Raw genomic sequence first — 13,372 nt, 5'->3', positions numbered from 1 at the left:
CAGGCTTTGCTACCGTCAGCGCTCTTGGTGACATTTCTACTTTGCGGAGCGAGGGACATTTCTACTTGGTTGCAACATACACTATGCGTTGCGAAAGTATATTTATGTATATATAATGAGTCCTGTCATATTGGGTCCTCAGCATGCGTCATCTACTCAAGAAACTCCTCCCCTCCGTTGCAGTCGCTTTGACTGTGACAAATACGTCGCTGCCGTTACCCGCTCGCGCGCAGACATACCCGATCGATTGCGCGATCCTCTTGTGTCTTTCTGGCGGCTGGCCCGCTTCCGTCCCTTGCGCCCGAGCCCGCGCTGAATTCATCCGACGCATTACGCCTTGGCCGGTCGAACCGCCGCTCCAAATCTGGCGCTGTCCCATGGGCGCGTCCTTTGAGACCGCTCCAGCAGCAAACAGTGCAGACCGCATCTTTGAAGCGTTCTTCCAGAACAACAGCGCTGGACCGCGACAATCGTTTCCTGCGCGAGCTGCCGCTGACCCAAATGAGGCTGCTTGGCGCACACCGGAAGCCCCTGATGACCTTGTTCCCGCCGACCGGGCCCTCCAGCTCGTGCAAGATCGTGCAGATATCGATATCAGCGGACCTGAGTTCAATTTCGTACGATCCATCCGAGTCGTTAATGTCCGGTATGCCCGACAGCATGAATCCGGTCGTGATGGTGACTGCAACCGTAGCGCCACCGTGGCCCTCGGCACATATGGAACCCAAGGCGATTTCGCCTGGCAGGGGTCTTCCGTCGCGGCCCTTCCTTCGGCCCACGTTGGCCTGGAACGCTGGGGCGACCACTGTCCCAGTATCTACCACCGTTCCGTCTTTGTCGAATGGTATGACTACGATGGAAATTACGGCTTTGAACAGGTGAACTACTGATTTTGATCAAAAGCCTTTCCGCTTTGTGGTCGGTGAGTCGCGGCCTCACTACAAGTTTCACAGTCCGAACATCCCATAAACAAAGCACTATTTTTCTGCAGAAACAGAGCAATGTGCGGAGTTCCGCCGCGCTCGATTTCGTTTGCAGCAACGCGCCGCCCGAAACGTTCGACAAACTGCGCCGCTGTTGCCTTTGCCCTAACAGTTAGAAACGCTCAACTGGAAGTTGATCTACGAGCGTGTCATGAACGATCTTGCACCAGACCTCTTGGAAGCTATTCCAACCTATAGACTAATCTGTCCCGACAGTGGTGAACTTGCCGGGATTGAGTACCGTTGGAACAATGGCGAGGCTGGCATTCTGTGGCGCGGCAACCCTATTGAAAACTTTGTTAGACAGCCGTTTCAAAAATCGGATCCTCAAATTCGTTAGGAATCTGGATCACCACCCCCCTCATTGAGAAAGCTTTCGTAGTCCTGGCTTACCTGTCGCGCCTCTTCAAACGCTCGCGCGCGTTCGCTTTCCAAGCACCGAAAATAAGCCTGCACATCTTTAATGTAGGCCTCAAAGTCTTTCACGACCAGGTCAGCAAATTCAGCAACTGCATTCCCATCGCTGGGTACAAATGGGCGGACAGATGGAAAGCATGTCTCGGCGCCTGCTACCCCCGAAACAGAAAGCGTCAATACTATAGCTTGTGGGATACGCTGCAATCGCTTCATCTTCATGCGCAAATCTCCTACATTGGGCAAGCATCGAGGTTGGTCATCGGTAATTGGCGAAAGTCTGCCGACTGAATAGTGAATCTGATAATATCACTTGATGAACGAAAATATACTTTCGTATGATCGCCCTGTCCATGGTGGACAAGGCGATCATGCGTCTCGAACAAAGAGAAGTGTGACCGCAGGTATGAACTGGGAAATCGAAGCGCCTAATGTGGTCACTGAAGCCAGATTCCGCGATCTCGTGGAGAGCGGATATAGCGCCGAGATCTTGTGTCAGGAAGCTGCGCACAAGAAAGGCCCCAGCTATTATGGGGTCTGGATAATGCGGGCCGTCTCCGGCGAGGGCGTTGAAAAGCTGCTGGTCACTGCCCGCACTCGAACGACCTACAACGACATCAAGATCCGCGAGTTCAAAACCATCACGGGCGTGGTGTCCTTCCTCATCGGGATCGGCTTCTCCCATGCTGATGTCCCGCTCGAGGAAGGCCAGCGTACAACGCACAAGCTGGCTGCGACCGACAAGGGCGGCAGCAAGTAGCCTTCTCCTAATCGGGTTTCTGGCTGCGCCCACCTCCGCAGAGATGGTACTGGTCTTGGAGAGCGATGGCTCTCTGACCCCGTCCCGCTCCCAGGACAGCTTTGCTCGCAACTACAACGACGGTATCGGCCAGGGGTCTGCTGCTGATGAGCTGGCGATCTTGGGCGAACGGATAACAGAGCCAGAAGACATCCAAGTTGCTGCCCTTACACGGCCCGCTCCCCTGCCCCGCGCCGATGTTCTCATGGCCATCGAGGCCACCGCTCTTCGTTACTCAGGTCATCCCGGGCTGCGCCACACGGAGCTCTCGGTTCGTGATTGGCTGACCCTTTATCGCGCCAATATAGAGGTCGAGAGCGCCTACCGGCAGGATGCGGTCTCAAGTGCGGGCGCGATTGGCCTCGGTCAGTTGATGCCAGCGACAGCGCGCGACCTCGGTATCAACCCACGTGATCCGCTGCAGAACCTCGACGGATCCGCCCGATATCTTGCGTCGATGCTGGAGACGTTCGGCGATCCGCGTCTTGCCCTCGCAGCCTACAACGCCGGACCGGATGCGGTCCGCCAGTATGGCGGCATTCCCCCCTACCGAGAAACCCAGAACCACGTGGCCCGTGTCATGGCCGTCGTGGCCCGATTGGAAGGATCAAATTCATGAAACAGATTTCAAACCTCTTTGTCGCCGCGCTGGCGATCTTCCTGCTCATTGCCGAACCGGCCCTTGCGCAAAGCATCGATCTCTCCCCGATCCAGAGCCTGTTGCAGGGTATCGTCGATGCACTGACCGGCCCGCTTGGCGTCGTCATCGCGACGCTCGCCGTGTTGGGCGTTTTCTTGAGCTGGTTCTTCAACATCATCGATCTGCGGCAGGCGCTCTGGGTTCTTGTCGGCATCGCCGGTGTTGCCGCCGCTCCCACCATTGTTGCTGCGGTCTTCGCCGGTGGCTGAGCGCTCGCCCCTCTTTCTCGGCCTCGTGCGGCCGCCGAAGCTTCTGGGCCTGCCCATCATGTACGCAATGGTCTGGCTCTTCGGCTCGGTGCTCCTCTTCGTCTGGGTGCAGCACATCGCGGTATTGGGCGTGGCCGCCCTGCTCTACCCTGTGCTTTGGAAGGCTGCGGACTGGGATCCGCGCTTCATCGACGTGATGATGACGGCGCTGCAGGAAACCCCACCCACGCGGAACCGATCCATTCACGGCGGGGACAGCTATGCACCCTAATAGAGCCGGGGATGAGCCCCTCGATCTCCGAACAATGACGCCAGACTGGTATGCGCGCGAAACTCGCCTCGCGCATATGCTACCATACGTCAGCCTGGTCGATGACCGGACCGTGCGGACGCGGGTCAATGAGCTTTTCCAGTGCATCCGACTTGATGGGATCAACAGCTACACGACGGATGATGCCCATCTCGACAAGGTGACCGCCCTCTTTGCGCGGATCATTGCGCAGCTAGGACCGGAATTCAGCTACTACGTCCACAAAGTCTCGAAGGCGATCTCGCCGGAACTCGAGCCCATGCGCGAGGACAGTTTTGCCGGAGAAATTGACCGGCTCTGGCGCGCGAAACTCGAAACCAGCGGGTTGCGCGACAAAACCTTGACGCTCACCGTCATTCATCGCCCTCCCCCGAAAAGCGTCCTGCCCTTCCTCAATCGCAGCGCTCCAGACCGGCTGAAGGAGGCAACCGAGAAACGCCTTCGCCGATTGGGCGAGGCCGTGAACGTGTTCCTGTCTGGCCTGACCGAGCTTAACCCACGTGTGCTTTCGGCCAAGTCCGGCGAGTTGATCGGCTTTCTGGGGGCCCTCAACACTGGCCAGGAACTGCCGCTCTATCCGACGAACACCTACGGCGTCCTGTCCTTCAACGTCGCCAACACGCGAGTGACGTTTCAAGACGATCACTTCGAGCTCTCCGAAGGCGTCGTGGGACACCGCTTTGGAAAGAGCTTCACCATCGGGGAATATTCCGAGGCCACCTCCTGCACCATGTTCGACATGCTGAACTTGCCGGTCGACATGATCATCACGCATTCCTTCACACCGATCAATTCGAACCTCATGGCAGGCCGAATCAAACGACAAAAGCGCCAGATGCAGGCCAGCCAGGACGCAGCCCTCTCGCTCCTGGAAGCCCTCGACATCGCCGCCGATGATCTCGAGGCCAAGCGCCAAAGCTTCGGCGAACACCATATGGTCGTGACGCTCTTCTGCGACACGCTCGAAGAGTTGCAGACCCTGAGCGCCGAGATCGTCAACGCCGCCGCGACCGAAGGCGTGAAGATGATCGGCGAACGGGTCGCGGCCAAGGCGCATTACCTCAGCCAGCATCCCGGCAACCAGCCCAAGCGCGTCCGTGCCAGTGCGATCACCAACCGCAACTTCGCGGATTTCGCGGCGTTTCATCGGACGCAGCTCGGCAAGCCTGCCTCGAGGACGCCCTGGGGCAAGGTCATCACCTATCTGCCTACGCCCGAACAGAGCGCCTACCGGTTTTCCTATCACGAGCAAGGCAGCCCCGAGAAAGAACCGACCAGCGGGCACACGCTCATCATGGGACGGCCCGGATCGGGCAAGTCGGTGCTTTCCGCCTTTCTGATGACACAGGCCCGTCGAGCAGGGGCGCGGATCTTCGTCTTCGATTACCGCCTCGGTATGGAGATGGCGGTCCGCGCCAATGGCGGGCGCTATGCGTCTTTGAAAGCCGGACAGCCCACAGGCCTGAACCCGCTCTGGACCGAAACAGATGCGCGCGGTACTGCATGGCTCTCGGACTGGCTCGCCACGCTTCTGTATCGCGCCGACAAACCGCTCACACCTGCCCAGACCAACCGCATCCAGGAAGTCGTGCGCCAGAACGCGCAGGCTACGAACCCCGCCTTGCGGAACTGGCGGGATTTCGCATCGCTGTTTGTGTCGACCGACGATGGCGGCGATCTGCACCAGCGATTGCTCGAGTGGACCGAGGAGGGTCGCTACGGCTGGATCTTCGGGATGACTCTGGAAGACACGTTCTCGCTCAAAGGCGATGTGGTCGGTTTCGATCTCACCGGCATTCTCGACAGCGAGGCCGACAAGGAACGGATGGCGGTCCTCTCCTATCTCTTCCGCCGGGTCGAGCGCGAGATCGAGGACCACCGCCCCACCATCATCGTGATCGACGAGGCCTGGAAGGCGCTCGACAACGCGTATTTCGCCGAGCGGCTCTCGAACTGGCTGGTCACCGCGCGCAAGCAGAACACCGTCGCGGTGATGATGACGCAATACGCGAGCCAGCTCGAGCGCACCCGGACCGGCAAGACCATCGTCGAAGCCGTTCCGACGCAGATCCTGCTGCCCAATATCCGCGCCAACGCCTCGGACTACGCCATGCTGAACCTCACGGAGAAGGAGCTCGACGTCCTTCTCAACACGGGCAGCAACAGCCGTTTGGCGCTGATCCGCGACGATCAGGGCTCAATCGTCGTCGATGCCGATCTCAGTGCTCTCGGGCCCAATCTCACCATCCTCGGCGGCATGGAGAAAGGCGAGGCGCTCGTCGGCGCCGATTACCGCGACCGCCCAGACTTCTGGAGGCTTTCATGATCCGTGTTCTAATCGCTTTGGCTGCGCTCGGCGCGCTGGCCTCCTGCACCCAGTACCGGGAGCCGCAGGCCAATTGCTTTTCCTTTCTCGCCTCGACGGCAGCGACAGCCCAGGATTGCCACTTCGCACCGCTCGGCGCGCCGGAGGGCGACGTTGAAGTCTAGCCTGCCTCATATCCTGGCACTTTGCCTGCTGCCCGGTCTCGCCTTGTCTCAAGGCGTGCCGACCAATGACAGTGGGCTGACCGCGCGTGACATCGTCGAGACCGGCGATCGCGAGGCAGACTTGGCCCTTCAGGCGGACAAGCTTGCAGTGCGCGAACTCATCGCCGAGATCGAACGGGAGCAGCTGGAAACCCTGCAACGCATCCTCGATGCCCAGACCAGCTTCGGTGGTCAGGGCCTGTCGGCTATGGTCTCTGGATTGGAGAGTGGCAGCGGCGACTCGGACCGTTCAGTCGAGGCGGTCTACGGCACGGGTGAGATCGATCCCAATCCCGGCGGCGCACAGATGTTCGGGGATGCGGCAGAAAACATCGAGCAGCTCATCATCCGCGTCGCACAAGAAACCAGCGGGTTTGCGGGCGTGGGCCGCGCGAGCCTCTCCCCAGTCCAATGGCGCGCACTCCTACAGGCGCTCATCTGGCAGGAAAGCCGGTTTACTATTGGCGCCCGCTCGCCCGTCGGCGCCTTTGGCCTCACCCAGATTATGCCCGGTACGGCCAGCGATCTCGGCATCAACCCAGAATACTACGACAGCCCTTACCTGCAGGTGCATGGCGGCGCGCGCTATCTCGCAACGCAACTCAACACCTTCGATGGCAACATCATCAACGCGCTCGCGGCCTATAATGCCGGCCCCGGTCGGGTCTTTGAATATGGCGGTGTCCCGCCCTTTACCGAGACTCAGCACTACGTCCAGGTCATTCCTAAACGCTACAATCTCTATCTGAGCCGCATCGGTGGAATCGAAGCGCTCGGCACGATCGACCCCGGGCTTCTCGCCAATGCGAACCTCTCGATCACCGGGCATAGCGCGGCTTTCTATGGCAACAACTCGCCCGCGGCGATCCGACAGGCCGCCCTGCGCATTGCGGACATCGTCGAACGGATATCCACGACGGAAGACGTGCAGGAAAGCATCGCGCTCAACACCTATGCCCGCGCCGAACTCGTGCGCCTTGTCGCCGCACGCATCCGGCTACAGGCGGCGCGGACCCGTGTCCTGAGCGCAGAAGAATTGGCGCAGGCCAGCGCCCGCATGGCCGAGGGCGCATTCATGGAATTCACGATCAGGGAGTTTGAATGATGGGACATTTACTCGTGAAAACGGCCTTGGCCACGACGCTTGGGATTGCCCTGCAACTTGGCACCGTCACCCCTGCCCTCGCGCAAGGCGTGCCCGTCGTCGATACCCAGAACATCGCACAAAACATCCAGCAGCTCCGGCAGATGATCGAAGACGAGATCCTGCAGAATGAGCAGCTGACGCAGCTCCGCGAACAGCTTGCCACACTCACGGATCAACTCGCGGAGCTGCAACGGACATATGAAGCCCTGACCCGCCTGGCCGAACTGCCAGAGATCATCCGCACCGAGATGGAAGACGAGCTGAACGGCCTGCTCGACCAGGAGTTCGGAGACATCCTGGCCACTATCGAGGCCATCAAGACGGGCGATTTCTCGGGCCTGTCCGGTTCTGGCGCGGGCGAGATTGAAACCCAGATGGACCGGGTGCTGGCCGATCTCGGCTTCGATGAAGACACGCTCTCGGAAATGGCCACCAGCGGCAATCCCGGGGCCAACCGCGTGGCGACGCAGGCCACCACCGGCGCGCTCGTCTCAGCCGCCGCCCAGAACAGCTATGAGGATGCCGGCCAATCGCTCGAGCGGGTAGACCGTCTTGTCGGGCTGATCGATGACATGGACGAACTCAAGGAAAGTATCGACCTCAACACGCGCGGGACAGCGGAACTGGCGATCGCACTCGTCGCCATGTGGCAGCTCGAAGCCGTGCAAACGGTGGGTGACGGCACCGGCGGCCTGATCGATGCCGCCACCATCGCCGAGGAACAGCGCTTCATGGATTTCACCCTGCCGGACCTGCGGGCTGACTGATCGTGAGGGAATGAGGGTGGCTACTGAACAGGAAATCATCGAAGAAGAGCTGGTCTATGGTGCCCTGCGCCGCGAACGGCTCTGGCAGCGCCTTGGGCTCATCGGGCTCATCTTCGGCATTCTCGGATGCCTGAGCGCGGCGGCTGTCGCAATTCTCGATGTCGATCCGCCGCCTGTGGTCGTGCCCTATGATCCCGCCACCGGCTTTGCCCTGCCCGAGGCTTCGGTGGGCGCGACTTCGGTCACAGCCAACCAGGCAGTCATCGAGGCGGAGGTCTTCCGCTATGTGACCGACCGAGAGGTCTATAACCTGCTCGACAACGATCTGCGCATCCGTAGTGTTCTGCGTCGCTCGGACGGTGCGGCCGAGAGCGGATTGCGCCAGATCTGGAACAGCGCCAACGAGACCTACCCGCCCACGGTCTATGGCCCGAATGCCCGGCTCGACGTGGAAATCCTCAGCATCAACCGCATCGGCACAAACCGCGCCACGGTCCGCCTGCGCAAGCGTCTGACATCCATCAACGGCGACCAGACAGGCCTCTTCACCGCCACCCTTCTCTTCGAGTTCCGTCCCGAGACCCGCCGCTCCATCGACGAGGTCTGGACCAACCCTTTCGGCTTCACGGTCCTCGAATATTCCATCCGCTCCGACAGATTGGAGAATTGAATTTGTACCCAGTTCGACTTGTCATGCTCTTGATTGCCTTGTTTCCCGGCCTCGCCCTTGCAGAAGCCATCCCGCGCGGCGGCCCCAATGACAGCCGCGTACGCCTGGCCACCTACCAGGAAGGCCAGGCCTATCGCCTGAGTGTCTCGCTCACCCATGTGACCTCCATCGAATTTGGCGAGGGCGAAAGCATCCGCTCGATCATCGCCGGCGACACGGAGGGCTTCGAGATCGACGGCGTGCCGGGCGGGCGGGCCTTCGCGATCAAGCCCGTTGCACGCGGTGTCCATACCAACGTGACCGTCTATACCAATCGCCGCAGCTACTACTTCAACGTCCAGGAGACCCGCAGCCCGACCTTTTACGTGGTGCAGTTCCGTTACCCAGATGACAATACACGACCCACGCGTGCCATCGCGGCCCAAACGCCGAACTACAATTACGGGGCCAGCGCGCGCACCGAGTTCACGCCCGTTCGCGTCTGGGATGACGGGACCTTTACGTATTTCGAATTCCCGCGGAACGCGCCGGTGCCCGCGATCTTTCGCTACACCAATGGCCGCGAACGGACGGTCAACACGCAGGCCGCCGAGGACGGCGTGATCCGGGTCTCCGGGGTGAACAGGCAATGGGTGCTGCGAATCGGGGACGAGGTGGTCTGTATCGAGGCCACACCCCCTGCGGGGGTGGGATCATGAGCAACACCGAAAACGCGTACCTCGAGAAACGCCTCGCCGCCCTTGAGCAGGGCAAAGGCGCAGGGTCGCCCCCTGCTCCACGGCGCTCACCGCTTCTCGCATTAGTCGTCGTTCTCGTGATCGGTGCCTGCGGTGCATTGCTCTATCTCCTGTCCCAACCGGAGGAAGAGGAAGCTTTGCCCACTGCCACGCCGGACGTATTTCAAAACGAAGGCGACGGGTTTGGCGCCATCGAAACCCTCCCCCCGCCCGAGCCTGAAGTGGTGCTAGTCGCGCCCGAACCGATCGAACCGAACGCCGAGCTTCTAGCCAAGCTCGCCGCCCTTCAGGCGCAGATCGAGGAGTTACGCAACGCGCCCGAACCGGTGGTCGAGGAAGACACCGTTGCCGCCGAAGCCATCGATGCGCTGACAGCACAGATCGCGGCGCTGCAAGCGGCATCGGAGGCCGCGCAGCAGCAGTTTCGCGATGAGCTCACCGCGCGCGACCGAGAGCTGGAGCAACTCCGCATGGACCTCGAACTTGCGCAGCTCGAAGCCAATCGCCCCCTTCCGGCACCCATCGGTCCCACCGAGGACGAGTTGCGCGCGCGGGAAGAAGAACGGCTCCGCCGCGAGGAGGAAGCAAGACGGCTCGCGGAACTTGAACGCCGCGCGGCCGAGGAACGTGCGTTTCAGGACCGCCGCATCACTTCGCCCACCATCGCCTTTGGCGGCACCTCCGGCGCGAATGAGACGGCCCTGACCGAACGCACCTTCGGCGAAGTGACGGATTTCGTGCTGAACGGCGCGCTGCCCACGTCGGTGACGCAAGCCGAGGTCATCGCCAACCCGTCTAACACCATCATCCAGGGCACAATGATCCAAGCCGTCATGGAAACCGCCCTCGACAGCTCCCTGCCCGGCCAGACCCGTGCCGTCGTTTCCGAAGATGTCTACAGCGTCGATGGCGCGCGTCTCCTGATCCCGCGCGGGTCCCGCCTGATCGGGCGCTATCGTTCGGGGGTAGATATCGCGCAGCGCCGGGTCACCATCGCCTGGGACCGGATCATCCTGCCTGACAATCAAACCATCCAGATCAGCTCTTTCGGGGGCGATGAACTTGGCCGCTCTGGCGTGACCGGCTTTGTCGATACCCGCTTTGATGAGCGCTTTGGCTCGGCGGCGCTGATTTCTCTGATCTCCGCCGCACCAAGCGCCGCCGCTGCAAATCTGCAGGATGAGACCGCCGCGGATGTACTCGAAGATGTGGGCGATGATCTAGCCGATGCCACGGACAGCGTCATTGGAGACTACCTCTCTATCGGTCCGGTCATCTATGTCGACCAGGGCGCTCGCGTAACGGTTATGGTCGACCGCGATCTGGAGATCTTTTGAGGCAATGTCGCTGAGCTATCTCCAGACCTCGCTTGATCGGATCGACGCCGCCGCCCGGGACGATGTCATCGAGATCTGCATCAATCCCGATGGCAGCTGCTGGGGAGAATTCCAGGGCGATCACTTCATGCGAAAGCTGGACCAAGCGTTGACCGCAACAGAAGTCAAAGACCTCGGCAACCAGATCGCCTCTTCCGCCAATACCACCATGAGCAAGGACCGCCCCATCGTCTCGGTCTCGATCACCTACAAGGGTCGCCCGATTCGAGCGCAGGTCATCACGCCACCCGCTGTGCTCTCTGCCATGTCGATCAGCCTGCGGTTTTTCTCAAGTCTGCCGCTCGACGGGATCGCGCTCGATTTCCTCTATGGCAAAGAACGCAAGCTCGAGGAACTCCGCCTCGAGAAAACCCGGGAACTGCGCAGGGTGGTGGCCGCGGGCGTTATCGACGATGCCCTGGCCTTCTGCGTCGAGAACAAGCTCAACATGATCGTCTCGGGCGGCACCTCCACCGGCAAGACCGTCGCCGCGCGGAAGATCCTATCTCATGTGCCTGCTGAGGAACGCATCGTCACCATCGAGGAAGCCGCCGAGCTCTTGCCAACCCAGCCAAATGCCGTGACACTCATCGCCAATCGTGATGCGGAGTTCCAGACCGCCGATGTGCTTCTGACAGCCACACTGCGCATGCGCCCGGACCGGATCATCCTCGGCGAGGTGCGCGGCAACGAGGCTATGACCTTCCTCGAGGCGATCAACACCGGCCATGGCGGGTCGATGACCACGCTGCACGCCGAAACGCCGCAACTCGCCGTGCAGCGCCTCGCGATCGCCGCGCTCAAGACCGAGATCCCGATGACCTATACAGACATGATCCAGTACATCGAGAATTCCATCGACGTGATCATCCAAGCCGGTCGCCACGACGGCAAACGCGGCATCACCGAATTCTACCTCCCCGGCGCAACCGAGATCGGAGCTTCCCATTGAAGACATTTGAGTACGACATTCTCAGCTTCCCCATGACAGGCAAGACCAGTCTTGCCGATATGCAGGCCAGCCTGAATGTGAAAGGGGCCCAAGGCTGGGAGGTCGTGTCGGTCAGCTCGTCGGAATTCGCGAATGCTGGGCACACGGTCTTCCTGAAGCGTGAAACTAAATCCATCGGAGCCACGGAATGAAGCCGCCACGGCAAGCCCGTGCGTTGATCGCGCTGGCCCTAAGCCTACTGGCTGTCCCCGCCTTCGCCGAGCGCAATCTAGTACCGACCCTTAATCACAGCTTCAACGTCTGTCCGGACCGGCCCGCTGAGCCCAGCTGGATGCAAGAAATCCCCCTGCGCCAAGCCTATCAGCGCGTGTTGGTCCAGGACATCTACCGCGCCCAAAACCTCCAGAGCGTCGTCGAGAGCGGCAACTGCGATTGCGATACCCGGTTCCCCTCTTGGAACGCAGCCGAGGGGGTGTTTCGTGAGCGCCACGCCAGTGACGAACGCTGGGAAATGCTGGAAGCTTCCGATGCTTACAATCGACGCGCCAACGATGTTCGCCTTGAGGCCAAAGCCATCTGCGAAGCCGCGGACAATTGGTAAGGCAGACCTGCGATGAGCGTCGTCACCTACTTCGTTGAAACCTCCCAGGGCTATCTCGACACCGCGGCGGAAACCCAGTTCGGGTCCGTTGCGGCAACAGTCGGCACGCTCCTGGTTTTGGGGACAACGCTGGTGGTGATCCTCGTCGGCATCAACATGATCTATCAATATCGGGCCATGGATGGGCACACAGCCTTCTGGCTCGCGGTCAAGATCGGGCTCATCGGGATATTCGCGACCAATTGGATGCAGTTCAACGCGTTCTCATCTGCCATTCTCTATGGGATCGACAGTATCGCGGGCGCGCTGGTGGCCTCCGTCGGCGGCGGCAGTCCGGGGCCCTCTGGAACTTTCGCCGAAGAATTCGACCGGCTGATCGCGGAGCTGGGCGACTATCTGAACGCTGCCGGGTCCGAGTTGAACTGGATGGCTGGCGCCATGCTCGACATTGTCGGGGTCCTCTTGCTCTCAATCCTTGGCGGTCTGGCCGCCTTCATTCTTGTGGCATCCCGCCTGATGATCGCGCTCCTGATCGGGATCGCACCGGTGATGATATTCCTGACCCTCTTCGAGGTCACCAAGGATTATTTCGCGCGCTGGTTATCCGCGCTTATCTCCTTCGCGCTCTACCCCATCGTCGTGGCAGGTGTGTTCGCAACGATCACTGGCGTCTCTTCCGCTCTGATCGGTGAGCTTGGCGACCCGGAAGGGGCCTCAAATATCGGCGCGCTCATCCCCTTCTTCATGATGGTGCTCATGGCCAAAGGGTTCATAATCGCAACACCCTTCATCGTCCGTGCGATCTCCGGCAACATCATGATGCCCGCCCTCTCCGGTGGGCTCGGCGGCGGCTACAGCTTCGCCCGCGCTGCCATGGGCAGCCAGCAAGCCTACAACCGCTATCTGATCGGCGGTGCCAGTGGCGCCGAATACGCAGCCCTCAGGGCGCGGCAGTTTTTTGGTGTGCAGCAGATGCCTGTGCGGCAAGGAATGGGACAGACGGGTCAGGCAAGCGGCACTGGGTCACCGGGGGCAGGGTCTCAAATGCTGGCTCAACTGGCCCGGTTGGGAAGGCTGGGGCGGCGGTGACGGCCGATTCTATTGAAAAACTGACGTTTGCGAATGCAGAACTGGGACTTCCAAATTCGGCGCAAGCGCCTTTGAGGTCAGGCTTTTCG

General features: G+C 60.6%; 18 protein-coding genes. 17 read left to right on the top strand and 1 reads right to left on the bottom strand.

From position 1 onward, the window contains the following. Positions 1–377: 377 nt before the first annotated feature. The gene (locus Q4577_RS22880; protein ID WP_336623654.1) at positions 378–890 is read left to right on the top strand and encodes a hypothetical protein; all 513 of its coding nucleotides are present in this window, start codon (positions 378–380) and stop codon (positions 888–890) included. Positions 891–1,134: 244 nt separating this feature from the next. Continuing rightward, positions 1,135–1,323 (top strand): hypothetical protein, encoded by a 189-nt coding sequence (locus Q4577_RS22875; protein WP_303473155.1) that lies wholly within the window; start codon positions 1,135–1,137, stop codon positions 1,321–1,323. Here Q4577_RS22875 and Q4577_RS22870 read toward each other — a convergent pair. Further along, positions 1,320–1,619 carry a hypothetical protein gene (locus Q4577_RS22870; RefSeq protein WP_303473153.1) on the bottom strand — a complete coding sequence of 100 codons (300 nt, stop codon included), beginning with the start codon at positions 1,617–1,619 and terminating at the stop codon, positions 1,320–1,322. The two genes, Q4577_RS22875 and Q4577_RS22870, sit on opposite strands and share 4 nt — an antisense overlap. A gap of 184 nt (positions 1,620–1,803) precedes the next feature. Here Q4577_RS22870 and Q4577_RS22865 point away from each other — a divergent pair, with 184 nt between their 5' ends. Genes Q4577_RS22865 through Q4577_RS22795 form a run of 15 tightly spaced genes read left to right on the top strand, consistent with a single transcriptional unit; the run spans position 1,804 to position 13,283 of the window. After that, on the top strand, positions 1,804–2,157 hold the full coding sequence (locus Q4577_RS22865; RefSeq protein ID WP_303473151.1) for a hypothetical protein: 354 nt from the start codon (positions 1,804–1,806) through the stop codon (positions 2,155–2,157). Between the two features lie 43 nt (positions 2,158–2,200). Then, entirely contained in the window at positions 2,201–2,815 is a 615-nt protein-coding gene (locus tag Q4577_RS22860) for a lytic transglycosylase domain-containing protein (RefSeq protein WP_303473149.1), read from the top strand. After that, positions 2,812–3,105 (top strand): TrbC/VirB2 family protein, encoded by a 294-nt coding sequence (locus tag Q4577_RS22855; RefSeq protein WP_110281104.1) that lies wholly within the window; start codon positions 2,812–2,814, stop codon positions 3,103–3,105. The genes Q4577_RS22860 and Q4577_RS22855 overlap by 4 nt, the downstream gene beginning before the upstream one ends. Further along, positions 3,098–3,376, top strand: a complete 279-nt coding sequence (locus Q4577_RS22850) for a type IV secretion system protein VirB3 (RefSeq protein WP_008327373.1) — start codon at positions 3,098–3,100, stop codon at positions 3,374–3,376. Before Q4577_RS22855 ends, Q4577_RS22850 begins: the two co-directional genes overlap by 8 nt. A 34-nt stretch (positions 3,377–3,410) precedes the next feature. Further along, positions 3,411–5,741: a type IV secretion system DNA-binding domain-containing protein gene (locus Q4577_RS22845; protein ID WP_303473135.1), complete on the top strand. Its 2,331-nt coding sequence runs from the start codon at positions 3,411–3,413 to the stop codon at positions 5,739–5,741. Further along, complete coding sequence (locus Q4577_RS22840) at positions 5,738–5,905, top strand: hypothetical protein (protein ID WP_303473134.1); 168 nt, start codon at positions 5,738–5,740, stop codon at positions 5,903–5,905. The genes Q4577_RS22845 and Q4577_RS22840 overlap by 4 nt, the downstream gene beginning before the upstream one ends. Beyond that, the gene (locus tag Q4577_RS22835) at positions 5,895–7,049 is read left to right on the top strand and encodes a lytic transglycosylase domain-containing protein (RefSeq protein ID WP_303473132.1); all 1,155 of its coding nucleotides are present in this window, start codon (positions 5,895–5,897) and stop codon (positions 7,047–7,049) included. Before Q4577_RS22840 ends, Q4577_RS22835 begins: the two co-directional genes overlap by 11 nt. Then, positions 7,049–7,858: a type IV secretion system protein gene (locus Q4577_RS22830; RefSeq protein WP_303473158.1), complete on the top strand. Its 810-nt coding sequence runs from the start codon at positions 7,049–7,051 to the stop codon at positions 7,856–7,858. The genes Q4577_RS22835 and Q4577_RS22830 overlap by 1 nt, the downstream gene beginning before the upstream one ends. A gap of 16 nt (positions 7,859–7,874) precedes the next feature. After that, positions 7,875–8,528, top strand: coding sequence for a virB8 family protein (locus Q4577_RS22825; protein ID WP_303473130.1), 654 nt, complete (start codon positions 7,875–7,877; stop codon positions 8,526–8,528). Positions 8,529–8,551: 23 nt separating this feature from the next. Then, positions 8,552–9,226, top strand: coding sequence for a TrbG/VirB9 family P-type conjugative transfer protein (locus Q4577_RS22820; RefSeq protein WP_303473128.1), 675 nt, complete (start codon positions 8,552–8,554; stop codon positions 9,224–9,226). Continuing rightward, entirely contained in the window at positions 9,223–10,602 is a 1,380-nt protein-coding gene (locus tag Q4577_RS22815) for a TrbI/VirB10 family protein (protein ID WP_303473126.1), read from the top strand. The genes Q4577_RS22820 and Q4577_RS22815 overlap by 4 nt, the downstream gene beginning before the upstream one ends. A gap of 4 nt (positions 10,603–10,606) precedes the next feature. Further along, positions 10,607–11,593, top strand: a complete 987-nt coding sequence (locus tag Q4577_RS22810; protein ID WP_303473124.1) for an ATPase, T2SS/T4P/T4SS family — start codon at positions 10,607–10,609, stop codon at positions 11,591–11,593. Continuing rightward, complete coding sequence (locus Q4577_RS22805; RefSeq protein ID WP_303473122.1) at positions 11,590–11,784, top strand: hypothetical protein; 195 nt, start codon at positions 11,590–11,592, stop codon at positions 11,782–11,784. Before Q4577_RS22810 ends, Q4577_RS22805 begins: the two co-directional genes overlap by 4 nt. Then, complete coding sequence (locus Q4577_RS22800) at positions 11,781–12,194, top strand: hypothetical protein (protein ID WP_303473120.1); 414 nt, start codon at positions 11,781–11,783, stop codon at positions 12,192–12,194. Before Q4577_RS22805 ends, Q4577_RS22800 begins: the two co-directional genes overlap by 4 nt. Positions 12,195–12,206: 12 nt before the next feature. Beyond that, positions 12,207–13,283 (top strand): type IV secretion system protein, encoded by a 1,077-nt coding sequence (locus tag Q4577_RS22795; protein WP_303473118.1) that lies wholly within the window; start codon positions 12,207–12,209, stop codon positions 13,281–13,283. Positions 13,284–13,372: the final 89 nt, after the last annotated feature.

The sequence above is a fragment of the Marinovum sp. 2_MG-2023 genome (assembly GCF_030548265.1).
Lineage (GTDB): Bacteria > Pseudomonadota > Alphaproteobacteria > Rhodobacterales > Rhodobacteraceae > Marinovum.
Note: the sequence above shows the minus strand (reverse complement) of the source record. Positions and strands in the feature narration are given on the sequence as shown.